The sequence below is a fragment of the Gardnerella vaginalis genome (assembly GCF_001546455.1).
In the GTDB taxonomy this organism is placed as follows: domain Bacteria; phylum Actinomycetota; class Actinomycetes; order Actinomycetales; family Bifidobacteriaceae; genus Bifidobacterium; species Bifidobacterium vaginale_B.
Map to the genome: position 1 here is coordinate 140,758 of NZ_KQ956819.1, position 20,254 is coordinate 161,011.

A 20,254-nucleotide genomic window follows, 5' to 3' on the forward strand; every position below is an offset into this window, starting at 1 on the left:
TTGCTTCTTGCTTAAGCGCTCAAGATTCTGTATAAGGGTATGGCGGGGTTCGCTAGGCGAGCCCCGTTTTCGCATTATTTAGCCGTTTTTAATTTATATTTATATTTATATTTGATTATTTGCGTTCATCTTTACGTGTAGACTAGATTTTATGGAATGGAACGATACTCCTTCAATGGATCCGCGTGCTGTAAAAGCAACATCGGTATCTGCACAAGACGAGACCATATCTTCTGCAGAGCCGCAAGCGTTGAAGATTACTGCTGCAAGCTCTAATCCTCAAATGTTTATGCTTCCTTGGGAGCTGCCACTTTCTCAATGGCCTACAAATCTTTTTGTTAATCTTCCACGAGGCATATCTAGGCACGTTGTGCGATTTGTACATGTAGGCGACGAAGTGTACGCAATGAAGGAAATCACTCGTCAAGTAGCAGAGCGCGAATATGAGCTTTTAAGGCGTTTGCGCAAGTTGGAACTTCCAACAGTTAAGCCTATAGCGGTTGTGGCTGGTAGAAAAGATAAAAATGGTGAGCCGCTTGAAGCAATGCTTGTTACTCGCCATCTTAAATTCTCACTGCCGTACCGTGCGCTATTTGCTAGAACTCTGCGTCCAGACACAGCTGAGCGTTTAATTGATGCTCTTGCAGTTCTTATGGTTCGCTTGCATCTTTCGGGATTCTATTGGGGAGATGTTTCGCTTTCCAACGTTTTGTTCTTGCGAGATGCCGACGCATTTACGGCGTTTTTGGTAGATGCGGAAACTGGTGATTTGCACGGAAGCCTTACCGAAGGCCAGCGCGAATACGATATTGATTTAGCGCGCACAAATATAATCGGCGAGCTAATGGACTTAAGTTCTGGTCAGCTTTTGCCTGGAGAAGTTGACGAAATTAGCATTGGAAACAGGCTTGTAGACAGATATCATTCTCTTTGGAGCACGCTTACAGACGTAGATAAGTTTAGTCCAGACGAAATGTGGCGTATTGAGCGCCGCGTGAATCGCCTTAATGAGCTTGGCTTTGATGTAGATGAGCTTGAGATGAAGACTTCCGAAGATGGGCGAAGAGTTTTGGTTCGCCCACGCGTGGTGGATGCTGGATATGCTTCGCGCAAGCTTCTTCGACTAACTGGTTTAGATGTGCAAGAAAATCAGGCTCGTAGGTTGCTTAATGATTTAGACGCTTATCGTACGTCTACATGGCGCCAAGGCGAAGAGCTGGAGATTGTTGCTACAGACTGGATGCGAGAAGTGTTTGAGCCTACTGTTCGTATGATTCCGCCTGAGTTTAGGTCGCAGATTCAGCCAGCACAGTTCTTCCACGAAGTTTTGGATCATCGTTGGTTTATGGCAGAGCGCGTTGGTCATGATGTTTCTATGCAAGATGCAGTAACAAGCTACATTAAAAACGTTTTGCCACAATACAAGATGGATAAGCGCGTTTTGGCTGCGATTAATGCAGATGCGGATTCTGGCGTTGTAGACGACGAATACACATATTCGACTCCTGCTCATGCTTTTGCCGCAAGCGACGACGAGTACGATCAAGACGCAAGCGTTTGGGCAAGCTGAGCATTTTTGCATCTGCTTTACTTTTGTTTAGTGAAGTGTGGAATTATTCTCTTTGAAATGTGGAATAATTCGTATTTATTTTAGGAATTTTGTTAATTTCTTTTGTGAATGGTGATAGAATTTTCTTGTTAGTTGTCAGTGATTGCCAACTAATCATAGTTATTTATCAATTAATCAAGGGAGATTATTATGTTAAAAGGTGTAGATTCTATAATTCCTCCAGCATTGCTGAAGGTTCTTTGTGAAATGGGCCATGGAGATGTTTTAGTATTGGCCGATGGAAATTTTCCAACTGAGTCTGTAGGAAAAGACGCTATAGTTGTACGCTGCGATGGTCATGGAACTTCGGAATTGCTAACTGCAATCTTAAAGTTGATGCCACTCGATCAATACACCGATAAGCCAGCTACACTTATGGAAGTTGTTCCAGGAGACCCTTGCGAAACTCCAATCTGGAAAGAATATGAAGATATTATTGCTAAATACGATAAGCGTGGAGCCAGCACTTTAGGCACTCTTGAAAGATTTGCGTTCTACGATGAGGCAAAGAAGGCGTATTGTGTTGTTGCCACGGGTGAGCGTGCTCAATACGCTAACATTATGCTGCGTAAGGGCGTGGTGTTTGCTGGAGAGTAGCGTAAATAGGTAAATAAGTTTATATTTATATGCTATTTATCTGTTATTTATTTGTTATCTGTTTGTAGAGATATAGAAATTTAAGTGTTATAGCATAAAAGCACTGCATGCAACAAGATGATTTGGAATTTAAGAACCATCTGCTACGTGCAGTGCTTATTTTGTGCCCCCTGTGGGACTCGAACCCACAACCCAAGACTTAAAAGGACTCTGCTCTGCCAATTGAGCTAAAGGGGCAACAAATGCCTAGTGTACTACATTTTGGAGACTAATCCAACACGTTGAATATTGGCGTGTTAATCTGCAAGTTGGCCTAATTGAATAAGCTTATTTTTTATTTGACTTGCGGATGGCTCCACCATAAAGCTGCCGTCGCTAAAAGTTACAACTGGAATATGCTTCTGGCCGCTAATTTCAACAGCCTTTTGAGCAGCTCCGTCTTCGGATTCAATATTGTGCCAAGTAAAAGCAACATTAAACTGGTTTAGTGCAGCTTTTGCGCGAATGCAGTCGCCACACCAATCGGCTCCGTAAACATTGACCAATGGCAGATTTTCCATAAATAAACACCCCAATTCAGTTTGATTTTAAAGTGGCCTATAAAGCTACACTTAAAGCGCTAAATATCGGCTTGTAAAATTATTGTATTAGAACACCAATATTTGCGTGATTTTTACTAAGTGATCAACAATTTTGACTATAATTTAAGAAAATTCCCTTTAATGTGTCCCTTTAATTTCATAGGCTTATTTATATGAACATGGTTATGGACTTAAATTTGATTATATGGTTTGCTATTGGTGCGGTTATTTTAGCTGTTGTTTTAGTAGCCGTAGCGGTTGTCTTGCGAATTGTTAGCAAATCGCGAGGCCCTGTAATACCTACTAGCAAAGAAGACCCATTAACTAGTAGCGCCGAAAACAATAGTAGCGCCGAAAACAATGTTAACTCTAGTGTGCAATTGCCAGAAAACGCAACATCTAGAATGGCTAGGCTTAGGGGCAAGCTTGCCAATAGTCAAAATCCTTTTGGTCGTGCTCTATTCAACATTTTAAGCAAAGATAATCTTAGTGAAGATGATTGGCAAGATGTAGAAGACACGCTTTTAATGGCAGATGTTGGCACTCAGGCAAGCGAAGAACTTGTTAATGCACTTAAAAAAGACGCTAAGATTTCTGCGGCTGCAGACGCTCAAGAAGTTCGTGAAACGCTTCGCACAAAACTGTTGGATATTGTTGGCAGCAAAACCGATAGAAGCCTAAAAGCAGATTTGCAAGATGCAAATAAGCCAAGCGTAATAATGATGGTTGGTGTAAATGGCACTGGAAAAACCACTACTGCTGGCAAGCTTGCGCGACTAATGGTTGCTAAAAAACGTTCGGTAATTCTTGCGGCTGCAGATACTTTCCGCGCGGCTGCTGCCGATCAGCTTGAAACTTGGGCAAATGCTGCAGGCGTTAAAATTGTTCGCAGCCAAAAAGACGGCGCAGACCCAGCGTCTGTAGCTTTTGACGGGGCTACAGCTGCCAAAGAAGCAAATGCAGATGTTTTGATTGTAGACACGGCTGGAAGGTTGCAAAATAAGGCAAATCTTATGGATGAGCTTGGCAAAATTCGCCGTGTGATTGAAAAAACCGTTCCAGTAGACGAAGTTCTTTTAGTTCTTGATGCTACAACTGGGCAAAATGGCATGGTGCAGGCAAAAGTTTTTGCTCAGGCAATTGGAATTACTGGCGTAGTGTTAACAAAGCTAGACGGCTCTGCAAAGGGCGGAATTGTGATTTCTGTTCAGCGCGAGCTTGGAGTTCCAGTAAAGCTTGTTGGTTTAGGAGAAGGCCCAGACGACCTTGCGCCGTTTGATCCAGAAAGCTTTGTAGACGGCATTTTAGCTTGAGTTGATTTTGGTTTTGGCTGATTTTAGTCGGTTTTGGTCGATTTTAGCTTGATCCTATTAGAATATAAACAGATATTAGTTTATTAGTTCGCAGATTTTAGTCTGCAGAATTAGTTTGCATTGGTTTGCATATGTTAGTTCGCAACCACCGATGGCTGCGTATTGTGAGGTGAAACATGACCGCAATGGATCCGCAATGGGCATTACTGGCTGCTGCCTTAGTGTTTATAATTACGCCAGGAATCGCGCTGTTTTACGGCGGTCGCGAGCGCGCAACATCAATGGTTAACATGATGATGCTTTCCGCTGGCGCAATTGCGGTAACAACTATAGTTTGGACGCTTTGGGGCTGGTCAATGGCCTTTGCTGGAAAAGACATGATTGGCGGAGTTGTTGGCGACCCAGTAAGTGGTTTACTGTTGCGCGATTCAATGGTTGCCGATCACGGCATTTTTACCTCAATGGATGCAAACACGGGCCTTGCTGGCGGTATTCCAGCGGCGTTTAGACTTGCGTGCGCGGTTGTTGCTGTGGCTCTTATAACTGGCGCTCTTGCTGGCCGTGTGCGCTACGCGATTTGGCTAATCTTTGTAGCCGTTTGGGTAACTCTTGTGTTTGCACCTCTTGCTCATATGGTTTGCGGAGGCGGATTGCTTTCGCCAAATGGCGCTATATCTCAGGCTCTTGGAATTCAAGTTCACGATTTTGCAGGCGGATCTTTGCTGCATGTAGCCGCGGCTGTTTCGGCGTTGTCGATTGTGCTTATTATTGGCGGTCACGCACATTTTCCGCTAAAAAAGTTCGTTTTAAGCACTAAATCTTTAACAGCTTTGGGCGTTGGCAATATTGAGCATAAGGGCAATTTGGTTCGCGCGCTTTGGTCGGAAGTTGCAAAGTCTAATAAGACCAATAATGCGGCAGATTCCAGCGCAGACTTTAAAACTAAGGGCGATTCTTCCTTAAGCAATGCCGGAGAATCGGCGGTTAGTGGCCATTTGCCAGCAGCTTCTTCTCGTGCCCCGCACAATGTTCCATTTATTGTTCTTGGAATTTTCATCATCTGGTTTGGCTGGCTTGGATTAATGATTGGCTCTTCTGCAGGTCTTCCAGGAGTTGCTGGCTATGCGTGGGTTAGCTCAACTATTACAGCATCGGCATCTATGCTTGCTTGGGGCGTTACCGAACGCCTGCGCTCGGGGTGCTTTAGCGCTGTTGGTGCGGCTAGTGGAATTATGGCTGGTTTGGCAGCTAGCGCGGCTGCTGCAGACGTTATCGCGCCTTTGTGGGCGGTTATACTGGGTGTGATTGTTGGTGTTGCTACATGCCTTGCTACACATTCTAAGACTTTTTCTCGCTACGATGGCGCTCTCCATGTTGTGAGCGTAAATGGCATTGCTGCGTTTATTGGAATTTTAGCAGTTGGATTATTTGCGGATGCAAGTGGATTGCTTTCTACTGGCGATTGGCATCAGCTTATTGCGCAAATCTGCCTTCTTGCAATCACCATTCTTTACGCGGGAGCTGTTAGCGCGTTGCTGGCGTTTGGTTTAGAGAAGCTTTTTGGGTGGAGAATATCGGAAGCTAAAGAGCGTAAGGGCGTTGATTTAGCAGATCAAGGTGAACGTGCGTATGACTTTTCTAGCATTGCTCAGGCTAGAGCTGGGTCTGTTGCGGAAGCTGTGGAGGCTGTGGAAGCGGCTGAAGCGGCTGAAGCGGCTGAGGCTGCTGAGGCGGCGGATTCTAATGTTGAATTAAGCGAAGAGCAAATCGAAGCTGTTCAAGAGGCCATTAATGCTCAAGAAGAATCTGATTTGAATGTTAAAGACGAGTCTAAAGAAGATACTGGCGAGTCTGATGATTCTGGTGATGACTCTAGCGATAAACCTAAAGATGAATCCAAAAAATCTAACTGAAAGAGTCAAAACAGAATATTCTTTGAAAGTTATGCACAATTAGTGTAAAAATTATGCTTTTATTTGCGTAAATTGACGAAGATATGACACACACGGATTGCGCAATGTGGATAAAACTTTTAGTTATCCACATTTTAGGCGTGTTGCTGTGTATATCTATAAAAGTTATACACAAATGGGGGATAACTTTGTGGATATCCTGCGGATAACTTTTTTGAAATCAAATCTAGTTTGCAATTCAAAAAAATTTATGATAGCAGATTATAAGCAATCAGCATAAGAAGATTTGAATAGTCCAAGATGGAGCAGAACGGGTTACTAATATGAGCAATCAGAGCGAAGATGTTGATAAAAAAGACCTACTAAAACACATATTTTCGCTAGCAATTCCAACATTCGGTCAGCTGATTGCAGAGCCAGCGTTTGTTTTAATAGACACGGCAATAGTTGGGCATTTAGGTAAAACGCAGCTTGCGGGACTTTCAATAGGTTCAACCGTGCTTTTAACAACAACGGGATTATGCCTGTTCTTGGCGTACAACACAACAAGCCAAGTGGCAAGGCTTTTGGGAGCTGGCAAAAATCGCCAAGGTTTAAGCGTTGGAATGGATGGATTGTGGCTGGCACTTGGGCTGGGTATTGTTTTAACGCTTGCATTAATGGTGTTTGCGCGCCCACTTTGCCAAAGCTTTGGTGCAAGCGGGGAAACGCTTAGAAATGCTGTAATCTACACTCAAACTGTTATGCCAGGCTTGCCTGCAATGCTGCTAATTTACGCGGCAAATGGCATTTTTAGAGGTCTTAGCAAAGTAAGAATCACACTTTTTGCAGCAGTGAGTGGGGCTGTAGTAAATACGATTTTAGATATTCTATTTGTGTTTGGAATGAACCTTGGCATTGCTGGGTCGGGAATTGCCACAATGCTAGCACAGTGGTATATGGGTGTTGTTTTAACGGTGCCAGCGATTTTTTGGGCGGCTCGAGAAAAAGCGCGGCTTAGCCCGCGTGCGCGTAGCATACTTAAAAGCGCTGGAAGTGGAATTCCGCTGTTTATACGCACACTGGCATTGCGTGCGTGCATGGTGGCAACCGTTGCGGCGGCTGCACGTCTTGGAACAAACACGCTAGCTGCATATCAGGTTGCAAATTCTTGCTGGAATTTTGTTATGAATATATTAGACGCTATAGGGATTGCGGCTCAAACAATAGTCGCCTCTGCGCTTGGAGCTGGATTAGTAAAACGCGCTAATGTAATAACAAAAATTTGTGCGCAGGTAGGTGCGTTAAGTAGCGTAATTGTTGGAATTCTAATGATACTTGCAGGTTGGTTATGTTCGCCGCTGTTTAGCCCAAATGCCGAAGTTCAGCTTTTGGTTTCAATAGGAATGACGATTCTTGGAATTTTCTTGCCGCTATCTGGGTTTATGTGGGCGCTAGACGGAGTGTTAATCGGAGCTGGAGATCACAAATATTTGGCTAAATCGTGCTCTATTACGGCGGTTGTGTATCTTCTTGTAATTAGCGCGGTTTGTGTGGCAAATGTGGCGCTTTTTGCGGGAGATGTTACTAAAACAATATCGCTTTGGGCTTCTCTTAATGTTGTTTATATTGGCGGGCGAGCTCTTGGAAATTCGCTTAGAGTTAAAACGGACGATTGGATGAAGTGCGCAACCTTGTGATTTGCGTAAACTACAGTTTGTGCATTGCGGCTTGTGTTGACTTATGTTGTCTAATATCAACTTGTGTTGGCATGCTCCGTGCAGGTGTTTATACTCGATTTTATGGCAGATAATGATATGTGGCAGTCAAGTAGAAATGACGCGAACCGATTAAACAACGCTAATGGGAATGTTAGCTTGTTTGACAAGGTTCCACCTCATGACGAAGACGCGGAAATGGCCGTTTTAGGCGGAATGCTAATGAGCAAAGATGCCATTGGCGAAGTTTCGCAAATTCTAGAAACTTCCGACTTTTACGTTCCAAAGCATCAGACGATTTACGATGCGATTATAAATTTGTTCTCGGGGTCGCAGCCGGTAGACGTTGTTCTAGTTGCAAATGAGCTTCTAAAAGACGAAAACTTAGAGAAGATTGGTGGAGCAGACTATTTGCACAGCCTAGTGGCCTGCGTGCCGACGGCTGCAAATGCGCTATATTACGCGGATATTGTGCATAAAAACGCGATTTTGCGAAACGTGATTGCTGCTGGAACAAAGATTGCGCAAATGGGCTATTCGGCCACTGGAGATCAAGCGGAAGACGTGGTAAATCTTGCGCAATCCGAGGTTTACGAGATGAGTTCTGGCAAGGTTCATCAGGATTATTCCGCTATTGGACCTGTTGTTCAAGACGCTCTCGAGCAGTTAGACAAGTTGCAAAGCAACGAGATCGAAAAAGGCGTTCCAACAGGATTTAGAGATATTGACGACATGACGCAAGGCTTGCAGCCTGGGCAGATGGTAGTGGTAGCTGGTAGGCCTGCAATGGGAAAGTCAACTCTTGGAATTGACTTTGCGCGTTCCGCTGCGCTGCATCACAATATGACAACAATCGTGTTCTCGCTAGAAATGAACAAGCTGGAGCTTGCGCAGAGAATAATCGCAGCCGAAACAGATATTCCAATGACGGCAATGCATCGCGGAACTCCAGAAGACATTACAACCGATAGGTGGACTAAGCTAAACGCGTTTTGGTCAAAAATGAAGGACGCGCCGCTGTTTATAGACGATAGCCCAAATATGAGTCTTATGGAAATCCGCGCAAAATGCAGGAGACTAAAGCAGACGAACGACCTAAAGCTAGTTGTAATCGATTACTTGCAACTTATGACTTCGGGTAAAAGGGTTGAATCGAGGCAGCAAGAGGTCTCCGAGTTTTCCCGCGCGTTAAAGCTGCTAGCAAAAGAGCTAGAAGTTCCAGTTGTTGCGCTAAGCCAGCTGAACCGCGGCCCAGAAATGCGAAATGATAAAAAGCCGCAGCTTTCGGATTTGCGCGAGTCGGGTTCTATTGAGCAAGATGCAGACGTTGTGTTTCTTGTGCACAGGCCTGATTTTTACAACAAAGAAGATCGCCCTGGAGAAGCAGACATTATTATGGCAAAGCATCGTAATGGCCCTACAGAAACGTTTAATTTAGCTTTTCTTGGAGCAACGTCTAAGTTTAAAGATATGCCGCAAGGCTACCAACCGCAGTCGTATGCGCAGGGTAACGATACTGTTGGAGGCTATGATGGCCCTTCTGCTTGATGCGTTGATGCCAGCCGTAGGAAAGCTGGTTCGGGCGGTTTCTAGGGCTTTGCATCATGGCGGAAGCGCTTTGCCGGGCAAAGTTGTAGAAACACTAGACCCAGGGTTTTTAGCAAGAACGCTGGGAAAATTGCCTTATGGTGTTGTGCTAATTTCTGGAACCAATGGCAAAACCACTACAACGCGTATGGTTTCCTCTATGCTTAGAGACGCTGGATTGCGCGTGTTTACAAATCCTACGGGGTCTAATTTTACGCGCGGAGTTGTGGCGGCGCTTGTGCAGAAAATGCCAGTTTTTGGCGCAAAGTTAGATGCAGATATAGCTGTTTTAGAGCTTGACGAAGCCTATGCGGTGCATTTTGTAAAACAGATAAGTCCGCGCTACTCGCTGCTTTTAAACGTTATGCGAGATCAGTTAGATAGATTTGGCGAGATTGATACTACGGCTAAATTGTTGAGCAATGTGGCTCGTGCAACCAAGCGAGTGGTTGTGCTAAACCGCGAAGATCCAAGAATTTTGGCTTTAGCAGATGTAATTTCTTCGGGCGCTAGCGTGCGCTATTTTGGTTTGGATGATTCGCTAAAAAGCATGTTCCCAACCGACGACGATTTGCACAATGATTTGTCTGGCGATTTTAATGGCGATTCGCGTAGTGATTCGCGCAATCTTCCACAAGCAGATGTTGTTTTGGCAAAGGTTGATGGCAATAAAGCCGATTTTTTGATTGATGGGAATAGAAAAACCACCAGCGTTAAGTTGCGAGGCGTATACAACGTTTTTAATGCGGCCGCTGCCGCTACAGTTGTTCGCGCTATTTTGTCGGATGCTGCTAAAAAAGATGCGTCGCTTACAAAATTTAATGACGATGCGCTTATGGAAGCGATTTCTCGCGTAACGCCAGCGTTTGGGCGAGGCGAGATAATCGAAGTTAACGGCGCTGCTGTGGAGCTTGTTCTAGTGAAAAATCCTATTGGATTTAGACTTGCGCTTGCTTCGGATAATGTGCAAAATCACGACACAATGATTGCGATTTGCGACGAATACGCGGACGGGCGAGACATGAGCTGGCTGTGGGACGTTGATTTTACGTGCTTTAGCGGCACTGGAGTTGCTTGCGTTTCTGGCACTCGTGCGTGGGATATGGCTTTGCGCTTGCAATACGACAAAGTTGCTTCTAGAAATGTGAACACTAACTTAGAAGAAGACGCTAAAGCCTTTGTAAATGGCGATTTTAGTAGCAATGCTAAAAACGCAAAACGCATATATTGCACATATACTGCCATGCTTCGCGTGCGAGCTATGTTGGGGCAAATCGCAAGCGTTAAAGACGTTGGTGTTGGAAAGTAAAGAAAGTAGCCGTTATGAATAATATGAGTGATGTTAATGATATTAGTCAAGCGGATGCTACTAATAAAGACGCAAACCGCGTGCTAGATATTGTGTCGCTGTATCCAAAAGACATGAATATTTACGGCGACTACGGCAATGTGCTTACGATTATGCGCCGAGCGGAATTGTACGGCTACAAGCCCGTGTTGCACGAGTATAACGTTGGAGATGCGTGGCCAAAGTGCGTGGATATGATTCTTGGCGGAGGCGGACAAGACCATGGTCAAAGCAGAGTTACAGATGATTTATTTGCGCGCGCGGACGCGATTCGCGAGCTTGCAAAAAATGGCGTTCCAATGCTTATGATTTGCGGGCTTTACCAGCTTTTTGGAGAGTACTTTGAGACTATTGAAGGCCAAAAGCTTAAAGGCATAGGTGTACTCGGCGAGCATACGATAGGCCAAGATGTGCGCATGATTGGAAATCTAGTAGAGCATAGCGCCGATTTTGGCGATATTGTTGGATACGAGAATCATTCTGGGCGCACAAGCTTGCAAGATGGCACTCAGCCGCTTGGATTGGTTGATGGCGAAGATTGCGGGAATAATGGTAAAGACCGCACGGAAGGTGCTAGAAAATACAACGTTATTGGCACTTATATGCACGGTTCGGTTTTGCCAAAAAATCCGCGTTTGGCTGACTTTTTGATCCGCACTGCTGCGCAAAATCGTTATGGAGAATTTGAGCCAAAGCAAACAGACGCCCAGCGCGCGGAGCTTGCGAAATTAGACGAATTGGCGGATTGCGCTCGCAAAGTGGCCGTAACTCGTCCGCGGTAAATACAAAAGCCTGCTGAAATTGCGCAAAGTGTTGCAAAATCAGCAGGCTTTTTGTTGTCTAGCTTTTGATTCTAGTTTTCATTTGATTTAGCTAGTGACTATTAGTCAATCAAGCCGTACAAGCGATCGCCAGCGTCGCCAAGACCTGGAACAATATAAGCTTTGTCGTTCAAACGCTCGTCAACAGCGCAAACAACAACCTTAAAGTCAATAGAAGGATCAATCTCCTTCTCAATGCGCTCCAAGCCTTCTGGCGCTGCCAAAATGTTAATAGCGGTAACATCTTTAGCGCCGCGCTCTGCCAAATAATGCGTAGCGGCAATAAGAGTGCCGCCAGTAGCAAGCATTGGGTCAAGAAGGAAGCATTGACGACCAGTCAAATCTTCTGGCAAACGGTTAGCATAAGTGACGATGTCGAGCGTCTGCTCGTCTCGCTTCATGCCAAGGAATCCAACCTCAGCGGTTGGAAGAAGGCGAGTCATGCCGTCGAGCATACCAAGACCAGCGCGCAAAACCGGCACAACCATTGGGCGTGGGCGGTTTAAATGCTTGCCAGTCATCTTGCAAATAGGAGTTTCAATCTCTCGATCGCTAACTTCTAGATTGCGGGTTGCTTCGTATGCTTCGAGTGTTACCAATTCGGAAACTAACTCGCGGAAAATGTTAGATGGTGTATTCTTATCTCGCAAAACGGTGAGCTTGTGGTCCACCAGCGGATGATGTAAAACATGAAGATCCATACCTTCTAGATTAGTGCAAGCATTGCACGTTAAGCTAGCGGCGTGCCGTGAATATTTAGAAAAAATATAAACAAGTGTTAATGAAGGTTGAATTTTGTGAATTGCTGGAGAATATTAAATATTTTAAAAACGCTGACTTGCGAAAGCGCCTGTCGGCGCAAACGCCGCTCGCAGCGGCAAAAAATGGAGCCCGGGGCTTAAGCACAAGCCAGCGTCACTCTCGAGTATACATGCTTTTCGATTTCAGCGCGCCGCGAATAATCTAATCAAGCTTGCCTGCCTGCCATAATTTTGCGCCGCTAGCAAAGTCTAAAGAAAGCGCGTGCATGTTAGCGCAGGTGTGTAAAATGTTGGCAATTTTTTGTGCGTTGTTGCTGCTAGAGTCTTGCGCATTTTGGCTTAGTTTTTTTGCGTACGCACGCATTCCTCGCGAAATAATCGCGCTAAATGCACAAGCTCTGTATAGTGCAACCGCAAAGTCGCCAGTAAACGCGCCAGAAAGAATTGAATCCGCAAGGCGTTCAATATCTTCTTTTGTAGGAGACTCGTCAACTCCAGTAATCGCCGAAGCGCTAGTGGCCTCTGGCTCGCCAAGACGCCAATATGCAGCGTAGGCATTGCCATTCTTGCGCAGCGATGTTCGAAGCAAATACAGCCTCCAAAGCATTCCAGGAAGAGACTGAGCTTCTGCTTTACTCCACAAATCCGCAATAATCTCAATGCCTTCGTTTTCTACCAAGTTGAGCACGCGCTCAACAATCTCTGGAGTCTGCGTTTTATGAACGCGATTTAGCAAAACAGCTGCCGACGTGCGGCTAATTTCGTTTACGATTTGTGGGTCTGTGCCGCCTTCAATTTGCGCGAGCATTGCTGGATCCATTTGCGCTGGCCTGCTAGGGCGATTGGAGCCTATTGGGCTTGGCATAAACGCGGACCTGCTAGAGTGAATTGAACCCGATTGCGAATTAATATTAGTAGACAATTGGCAAAACCTTTTCTATGTTTACAATTTTAGGGCCTTTTTCGGTGCTTACAATGTGCAAAATCACTGCGCTTCCTGTAGGCATGTATGGCGATTTTTGGCTGAGTATGCGTTTGTGTGCTCTAGGTTTTGTTATTTCGCGCAAATAATCGAAGAAAGTGCCAATCACTGGACGGTGCAGGCATATGACTGTTGCATTGTTGACTGTGTTTGCATTTTGTTCATTATGCTCAAGATTCTGTATTTCGCTTATCAGCACAGATAACGTTGATTTTGGTTGTTTCTCGTGATGATCTTCAGTAAGTTCCGCAACCTGCTCTATAGGAAGTGAAGAATCGCGCGCAAAAGCTGCGACTGTTTCCAAGCATCGCTTCCAAGGAGAAGAAATGATTTTGTCTGGCGCGTAGCAAGCAAGTTCGCGGCCAAGCGCGTAGGATGCTGCAGAACCAAGTGGTGTGATTGGGCGAGTGGCCTCGCTGCCTTGCCAAGCTTTTCTCGATTCCGCTTTGCCGTGTCGTACAAGAATCAGCGTTTTATAATTTGCTTGCCCAGACTTGATTCGCTCAAGGAATGCGTCTAAAACAAGTTGATCACTATCGTGCGTAAGCTTTTTGCGCGCTTTTTCAGGCGTGAGCCAAATAACGTTGCCGATTTCCGTAGGCTTTGCTGGTTTTATTGGGCCAAATGCTGGTAAGCGTTTTAATGCTGCACTTCCGCTTATTTCTTGCATCATCCAGTAGTGGATTCGCTTAATTACTTCTGGCTGACTGTTGTTTTGTGCGCCGCTCTTTGCGTTGCTTTTTATGCCGTTTTTTGCAGACGATTTTTTGCCTTCGTTTTCGAGCGGATACTCGATTTGCGCAATATGTGGACCTAGTGTAACCGCGTAGCCAGTCTCTTCGCCAACTTCGCGCACAGCAGTGTGGCGATGTGATTCATTGGCCTCGTTCTTGCCTTTTGGCCAGCTCCAATCGTTGTATTTTGGGCGGTAAACAAGGCAAAGCTCTATGTTGTTTTCGTTTAACACTTGATTGCAAGCGTTGGATTCGCTGCCAACATTGCCGAAATCTTCATTTGAATTTGTGCTGTTCGGTTTGCTCGGCTTGCTTTCTTTGCTAGTAGTTTTGCGCAAGCGGTAGATGATTCCGCCAGCTGCTTCAACGTATTTCTTCGCTACTGTTGCACTCATATTCACTATTTTAGCGTTTTTCTTTTGTAACTTTTAGTTGTGCTTTAATGTTTTATATTTTTAATGTTTTATATCTTGTACACAGTCATTACTTGTATAAACGTGCGAAGCAAAAGTGCTGTTATTGTTTGCCAATACTCCAATTCTCCCAAAACTGGCAAATTATGGCGTAAAAAACATCCCAAAACTGGCAAATTATTATTCAAGAAACATCCTAAAACTGGCAAATAATGCTATAATCGTTGTAATATCAACATTAAAAAGAGTAAGCCATGGAACGACTAGCATTACAAAAATTAATTGCCTGGAATAGCAAGCCGAATCGTAAGCCGCTAATTATATGGGGTGCGCGTCAGGTTGGCAAAACGTATCTAGTAAAAGAACTTTTTGCGGAAAAATATTATAAAAATAGTTATATTTACATCGATCTTAAAAAAGAAGATGAGGTTCGTAACTTTTGCGAAAGCACAGCAAACGCAGAAAAGATTATAGAATACTTGTCTTTGCGATTTTCCAAGGCTATAGATGAAGGCACTTTGCTGATTTTTGACGAGATCCAAGAATGCCCAAATATTATTTCGTCGCTTAAATATTTTTGCCAAGATTTTAGAAGAATTCACGTAATTGCAACGGGTTCAATGGTGCGAATCAAATTGCATCGCGAAGCTCACAAGCAAAATTCGTCTAAATCAGCAGTTGGCCAATTCCTCTTTCCAGTAGGCAAAATTGATCAGATAACAATCTATCCAATGACTTTTGGTGAGTTCCTACTAAACAATAACAGTCTTCTATATTCAAAGGTGCGCGAAGCATATGATTCTAAGCAAGCGCTGCCTACAGAAATTCACAATCTTGCGTTAAATGAAGTGTATAAATATTTGCTGATTGGGGGTATGCCAGAAGCAGTAGGAGCATATATTGAGCGCAAAGATTTACTAGAATCGCGTGAGGTTTTGCGCTCGCTTTATGACAATTATCTTGCAGATATGGAGTTGTATCAAGCAAGTAGCGAATCGATTTTAAGATCTCGACTTTTATTTGAGAATATTTTTAGAGAGCTTAACAAGGAATCAAAAAACTTTTCAGCTGGTCTTATTAAAAAAGATAGTAGAACTAGAGATTTTGCGACATCCATTCAATGGCTGCTTATGACTCATATTGTTAATCAGTCGTTCCAGCTTAAAGAGCATATAACTATGCCACTTATGCAAGAGAATGAAAGCAATTTCCGACTATTTTTGTGCGATATTGGCATGTTCTCGTATCAAAGCGGAGTTAATGCAGCATCTTTTATTTCAAACGAAAGAGACAATACGCTATCTGGTATTTTCTTCGAAAATTACGTTGCAAACGAACTTAGCGCAAATGGTTTAAAACTGTTTTATTGGCGCGGGAAATCAGATTCAGAATTGGAATTTATAATTGAATCAAATAATAAGCTTTTCCCGATTGATGTTAAAAAAGGCAGAGGAACTCTTAATTCTTTAAATAAGTTTGCAATGCACAACAAGTTTGAGTTTGCAATAAAAGTTTCTAAAAATAATTATGGCTATGATGCAAATCAGAAAATCGCGACTATGCCATTTTATTTTATGACGTTCGTGGCTAGCGATTTGGCTGCTGGAACGCTTGAGATTTAGTGTAAGTGAGTGGCGTTTGCGGGAGCGAAGGCGGGCGTGCGGCCGCGCGTAGTTTAGTATTGGCTTAGAGAAAGTCAGTTGCCAGTTTTCGTATATTTGCGCTGCTTACTTGTTATTTTTCCTAGTGCTTTTACTTTATTTTCTGCAATTAGCTTGCGCAAATGTCGTCTGACTGTTTCTGGAGACTTTTGAGTTAGTGCTGCTAATTCTTGTGTTGTTATTGTAGAGTCAACAGGTATAAGCGCTAGCAAAATATCGTCATTTAATAGATTCCTTTTGCTATCCGCTTGTGTGCGTTCCTCTTGAGTGTAATTTTCCAACGTTTGTTTAGTTTGTTTAGTATTAGCGAATTCCTCAACATAGTTTTTGTTAGAATCCATTATCTCAGAGCGGTTTGTGTAGTCTACGTAATTTACATAATTCATGTTGCGAGGGAATTTTGCTTTTGCGCGCTGCAAAATCACGCTAAAAGAGCCCAGCTTAGGTATAAATTGCGGTTTTGGCAGCGACCATGCTTGCATTTCGTTAATCATAAATGCAATTCCGCTACCTTGGCCTTCAACTGGCCCTGCTCCAATTCTATTTGCTTCGATTGGTGTGTATTGAGCCAATTGCATAAGCGCGGCGTTTCGGCACTTCGATTCGCCGTCGTCAATGTTATCAAGCGTTTTCCCTCCCCATAATCCCCCAGGATTTGTTATAACAACTCTGTTGGGGAAAATGTCAACGCTTACAGGCTGACCTTGAAAATATTCGTGATATTCTCTGTGAATTACCGCATTGGCTATGGCTTCGCGTAGAACTTCGCGCGGAATCTCCGATTCTTCTATGCGTTCAACGCCATTAATAAATGTGCTAACTCGAAGATTTTTAATAACCGCATTTACGGCATCTTCAATCATTTCGGATATTGCGCCGCTACATTCTTCGCGATCTATAAAACGCTGTACTCCAGTCGAAGATTTTTCTGTTCCTGCATGAGCTGTTACGTCAATAAACAATCGCGGGAAAAATTGCTGCGGATAATTGCCAAGAGTTAAAAGTCCTGCCATGCGTACGCGCCCTTGCTTATCTGTAATGTTAAGACGCGTGAGCTTTTCATCTTCTGTTGTAGTTCCGCGTAAAGCTTTGGAATTTGCTCGCTTTGCTATAAGATTTTCGACTAAATCTTTGTTTAAATCAGATTTTGTAGCTTCTTTAACAATCGACAAATCTATATCGCTTGGGCGTAGCGCGTTTTCTATTTCGTAGACTTCATCATTCGACATGCGAATGTCTTTGTCGTCAACACGTTTGTAACTTCCGCCTTTACTTCCTTTAGCTGTAATGTAGCAAGGCTTTTTATCGGCAGCGTTTTCGTAGATTTTTATAGCCAGGATTTGATAGTTATTGTCTACGATTACTCTTTCTAAGTCATATTTTGGGGGGTATGTTAGTCGTGCTCCATTGACTCCGCCATCGCCTATCCCTTCAATAAATTGATCGCGAACTTTTTTAATATCGAAGTTTTTTGTTGGAGAAAAATCGTTGCTTTCATCTAGCCCGAGTAGTAGCGTGCCGCCATTTGTATTAGCAAAGGCGCTTACTGTTTCCCACACACTTACGCTAAGCTTTGCATCACAGCTTTTTGCCTCATAATTGGAGTCATCTGTTTTTTGCATGCGCAATCGCTCTATGGCTTCTTTTATCTGTTCATTTAGGATTGCCATTTTTGATTCCTCGGTTAACTGTGATTTGCCAATGCTTAGATGCTTTTACGGTCACCTTCACTGTCATCATATCACAGTCATGACTGTGATAAAAGCGTTGTGACTGTCATTTTCTCGTTCATGACAGTGATTTTCGTATATATGACTGTCATCTACTATATTTTGACTGTGATTTTATGCATTTTGACCGAGATGTGCTGATTTATGACAGTCATTCTGGCTGACATGACTGTGTGTATGCGCGACTGTGACTGTGTGGATGCGCTAGGATAGCGATTTGTGGTTTGTGAGCATGCCTAAAAAAGTCGCAGCTCGTCCGAATTCGCACCGCGCATATCGTCATAATCCAAAATAAGGCAAGTAAATCCTCTGTCTTGCGCAAGAGTGCGTGCTTGTGCGCTAATCGTTTGCGCCGCAAAAATGCCGCGAACGGGTTTAAGAAGCGGGTCGCGGTTTAGTAACTCGCAATATCGCGTAAGCTGCTCAACGCCGTCAATACCGCCATTTCGTTTAATCTCAATGGCAACGTGAACGCCGTTAGAATCCTTAGCCATAATATCCACTGGACCAATCGCAGTAGGGTATTCGCGGCGAACAAGCTTTGCGCCTTTACCAATGCGTTCAATCTGCTCTGCTAAATAATGCTGCAAATGCTCTTCCACTCCGTCTTTAACAAGGCCTGGGTCTTCGCCTAAATCGTAAGAAGAATCGCTGTAAACATGCTGCAAAACAATGCGAAGTATGTCGTTGCCTTTTTTGGCTGCGATTTTTAAAATCGTTCCGTCTGCAAAAATAGACTCGGAGCTGGCTTTTGCTTTAGAATTTGCTTCGGATTTTGCTTCGCCCTCACTAGATTTTCCTTCAACACGCATTGTGCAAGGTGCAACCATCCAATTAAGTGGCTTGTATGATCCAAGCTCCGAAAAAATGAGTACGCTTCCGTCTTCTTTAATTAGCAAGACGCGTTTAGACATTGGAAGACTTGCATTAAGCCTACCCGTGTATTCTGCACTACAATCCGCAACAATAATTCGCACACAAAAAGCGTAGCATAAATCGCGTAACTACTTGCACAAAAACTATCTGCCCAAAGCCGCCGCTAAATCGCGATTCTGCCAGCGCTGGTGCAGTGCGCAATAGCCTCCAAAAAGCAAGAGCCAAATAAGTCCGCCAATCGCAGATCCGCGAGTGTCTTCGCTAATAAATAGCGTTATGTAAACAAACACAAAGAATGCAATCGTTAGTGAATTAAGCAGCTTATAGTGCGGCATAACAAAGCCGTCTGGCATAAAATCAGCCGAAGCGCGGTACTTTCTGTGCGTAACCATAATCAAAATGTAAATCATGATTATTACTGCCGAAGACGCAGAAGCAAACACAATAAACGCGCCATGCACTCCAGGAATTGAGTTAATAAGCGGCGAGAAAAGAATTAGCGCAGCGGAGAAAATAATTGCCCTTGCAGGAACCTTAGTACGCGAAACTTTGCGCAAATGCGAAAGAGCAGGGGAATTAGATTCCAGAGCAATTTGATACATGTGCCTTCCTGCAGAATAAAGCAGCGAATTAAGCGCAGAAGATGCGGCTGTGATTACTACAAAGAACACAAGCGCTGAAGCCCAATGAAGCCCCGCATATTGGAAAACCATAATAAACGGAGACATGTAAACGCCTTTAGAATCGGTAGCTTTAAATTGTTGCCAAGGAACAATTAACATGATTGAAGCAAGCGCTCCAACGTAGAAAATCAAGATTCGCATAATAATCTCGTTAATTGCCTTTGGTAAAACTTGGCGAGGATTCTTAGTTTCCGATACGGTAACGCCTACAAACTCAATAAGCTGGTATGCGTAGAACACCATTTGGAAGCTCATCAAAAATGCCAGCCATCCATTTGGCATAAGCGAGAAGTTGTTGAAAATATTGTCAAAGCCTGCGTGGCCTGCAGGATTTACAACGCCACTAATCTCCGTTGCAGGGTAATGGTAGCCAATAATAACCATTACGGCGGCAGTTGCAATAAGGGCAACGATTAGCGTGATTTTAATCATTGAGAACCAAAACTCTGTTTCACCAAACAGCTTAACCGCAATCAGATTTATGCATACCAAAGCGCCCAAAAATGCCACTTCTATAAGCCATTTCCATCCGCTAACGTCTATTCCAAAAGTTTGGAAGAATGTAATACAATACGTACTAACGGCTGTAATCTCACTCATGCCAATAAGCACAAGTACTATCCAATACGACCATCCTGCAAAATTGCCCCAGCCTTTGCCTAAATATTTCGTAATAAAGCTAATAAAAGTGTGCTGGTTTGGGTCTTTATACATTAGTTCGCCAATGCCACGCATAAGCAAAAACATGATTAGGCCAACGATTATGTATACAAACATAATGCTAGGGCCTGTAAGACTAATGGATTTGCCAGAACCCAAGAATAGGCCAGTGCCGATTGTTCCACCTATAGCAATGAATTGAACGTGTCTTTTTGTAAGGCTGCGCTCCATCTTGTTAGTGTGACCATTATTAGTTTGGTCAATATCACTCATTGCTATAACTCCATT

16 protein-coding genes and 1 tRNA gene are annotated in these 20,254 nt (G+C 43.7%); 9 read left to right on the forward strand and 8 right to left on the reverse strand.

What is annotated here, in order from left to right:
* Positions 1-151 precede the first annotated feature (151 nt).
* Together HMPREF3216_RS03890 and HMPREF3216_RS03895 are read left to right on the forward strand one after the other, a co-directional pair.
* A complete protein-coding gene (locus tag HMPREF3216_RS03890; protein ID WP_060787024.1) occupies positions 152-1,570 on the forward strand; it encodes a DUF4032 domain-containing protein in 1,419 nt (472 codons plus the stop codon).
* Between the two features lie 189 nt (positions 1,571-1,759).
* The gene (locus HMPREF3216_RS03895; RefSeq protein WP_004131125.1) at positions 1,760-2,206 is read left to right on the forward strand and encodes an RbsD/FucU family protein; all 447 of its coding nucleotides are present in this window, start codon (positions 1,760-1,762) and stop codon (positions 2,204-2,206) included.
* Positions 2,207-2,370: 164 nt separating this feature from the next.
* On the opposite strand, the gene HMPREF3216_RS03900 is transcribed toward HMPREF3216_RS03895, so the two are convergent.
* Both HMPREF3216_RS03900 and HMPREF3216_RS03905 read right to left on the reverse strand, forming a co-directional pair.
* A tRNA-Lys gene (locus HMPREF3216_RS03900) sits at positions 2,371-2,443 on the reverse strand.
* A gap of 59 nt (positions 2,444-2,502) precedes the next feature.
* On the reverse strand, positions 2,503-2,766 hold the full coding sequence (locus tag HMPREF3216_RS03905) for a mycoredoxin (protein ID WP_060787025.1): 264 nt from the start codon (positions 2,764-2,766) through the stop codon (positions 2,503-2,505).
* A 194-nt stretch (positions 2,767-2,960) separates the two neighbouring features.
* Here HMPREF3216_RS03905 and ftsY point away from each other — a divergent pair, with 194 nt between their 5' ends.
* The 6 genes from ftsY (at position 2,961) to HMPREF3216_RS03935 (ending at position 11,427) form a co-directional block, all read left to right on the forward strand.
* Positions 2,961-4,100: a signal recognition particle-docking protein FtsY gene (gene ftsY, locus HMPREF3216_RS03910; RefSeq protein WP_081090957.1), complete on the forward strand. Its 1,140-nt coding sequence runs from the start codon at positions 2,961-2,963 to the stop codon at positions 4,098-4,100.
* 176 nt (positions 4,101-4,276) lie between these two features.
* Positions 4,277-6,013 (forward strand): ammonium transporter, encoded by a 1,737-nt coding sequence (locus HMPREF3216_RS03915; protein WP_060787026.1) that lies wholly within the window; start codon positions 4,277-4,279, stop codon positions 6,011-6,013.
* 323 nt (positions 6,014-6,336) lie between these two features.
* Positions 6,337-7,692 carry an MATE family efflux transporter gene (locus HMPREF3216_RS03920; RefSeq protein WP_060787027.1) on the forward strand — a complete coding sequence of 452 codons (1,356 nt, stop codon included), beginning with the start codon at positions 6,337-6,339 and terminating at the stop codon, positions 7,690-7,692.
* Between the two features lie 102 nt (positions 7,693-7,794).
* Positions 7,795-9,258, forward strand: coding sequence for a replicative DNA helicase (gene dnaB / locus HMPREF3216_RS03925; protein ID WP_060787028.1), 1,464 nt, complete (start codon positions 7,795-7,797; stop codon positions 9,256-9,258).
* Positions 9,242-10,606, forward strand: a complete 1,365-nt coding sequence (locus HMPREF3216_RS03930; RefSeq protein WP_060787029.1) for a MurT ligase domain-containing protein — start codon at positions 9,242-9,244, stop codon at positions 10,604-10,606. The genes dnaB and HMPREF3216_RS03930 overlap by 17 nt, the downstream gene beginning before the upstream one ends.
* 14 nt (positions 10,607-10,620) lie before the next feature.
* Complete coding sequence (locus HMPREF3216_RS03935) at positions 10,621-11,427, forward strand: type 1 glutamine amidotransferase (RefSeq protein ID WP_060787030.1); 807 nt, start codon at positions 10,621-10,623, stop codon at positions 11,425-11,427.
* 101 nt (positions 11,428-11,528) lie between these two features.
* Here the strand turns inward: HMPREF3216_RS03935 and upp are convergent, their stop codons facing one another.
* The 3 genes from upp to HMPREF3216_RS03950 all read right to left on the reverse strand — a co-directional run bounded on the left by upp (position 11,529) and on the right by HMPREF3216_RS03950 (position 14,338).
* Positions 11,529-12,167 (reverse strand): uracil phosphoribosyltransferase, encoded by a 639-nt coding sequence (gene upp, locus HMPREF3216_RS03940; RefSeq protein ID WP_060787031.1) that lies wholly within the window; start codon positions 12,165-12,167, stop codon positions 11,529-11,531.
* Positions 12,168-12,429: 262 nt separating this feature from the next.
* Positions 12,430-13,092 carry a hypothetical protein gene (locus tag HMPREF3216_RS03945; protein WP_060787032.1) on the reverse strand — a complete coding sequence of 221 codons (663 nt, stop codon included), beginning with the start codon at positions 13,090-13,092 and terminating at the stop codon, positions 12,430-12,432.
* Positions 13,093-13,138: 46 nt separating this feature from the next.
* Positions 13,139-14,338, reverse strand: a complete 1,200-nt coding sequence (locus tag HMPREF3216_RS03950; RefSeq protein WP_060787033.1) for an NUDIX hydrolase — start codon at positions 14,336-14,338, stop codon at positions 13,139-13,141.
* Between the two features lie 272 nt (positions 14,339-14,610).
* On the opposite strand from HMPREF3216_RS03950, the gene HMPREF3216_RS03955 reads away from it, so the two are divergent.
* The gene (locus tag HMPREF3216_RS03955) at positions 14,611-15,978 is read left to right on the forward strand and encodes an ATP-binding protein (RefSeq protein WP_060787034.1); all 1,368 of its coding nucleotides are present in this window, start codon (positions 14,611-14,613) and stop codon (positions 15,976-15,978) included.
* 74 nt (positions 15,979-16,052) lie between these two features.
* On the opposite strand, the gene HMPREF3216_RS03960 is transcribed toward HMPREF3216_RS03955, so the two are convergent.
* From HMPREF3216_RS03960 to HMPREF3216_RS03970, 3 genes are all read right to left on the reverse strand, one after another.
* A complete protein-coding gene (locus HMPREF3216_RS03960; RefSeq protein WP_060787035.1) occupies positions 16,053-17,687 on the reverse strand; it encodes an ATP-binding protein in 1,635 nt (544 codons plus the stop codon).
* Positions 17,688-17,983: 296 nt separating this feature from the next.
* On the reverse strand, positions 17,984-18,724 hold the full coding sequence (nucS, locus tag HMPREF3216_RS03965; protein WP_060787036.1) for an endonuclease NucS: 741 nt from the start codon (positions 18,722-18,724) through the stop codon (positions 17,984-17,986).
* Positions 18,725-18,766: 42 nt separating this feature from the next.
* The gene (locus tag HMPREF3216_RS03970) at positions 18,767-20,239 is read right to left on the reverse strand and encodes an amino acid permease (RefSeq protein WP_060787037.1); all 1,473 of its coding nucleotides are present in this window, start codon (positions 20,237-20,239) and stop codon (positions 18,767-18,769) included.
* Positions 20,240-20,254 lie beyond the last annotated feature (15 nt).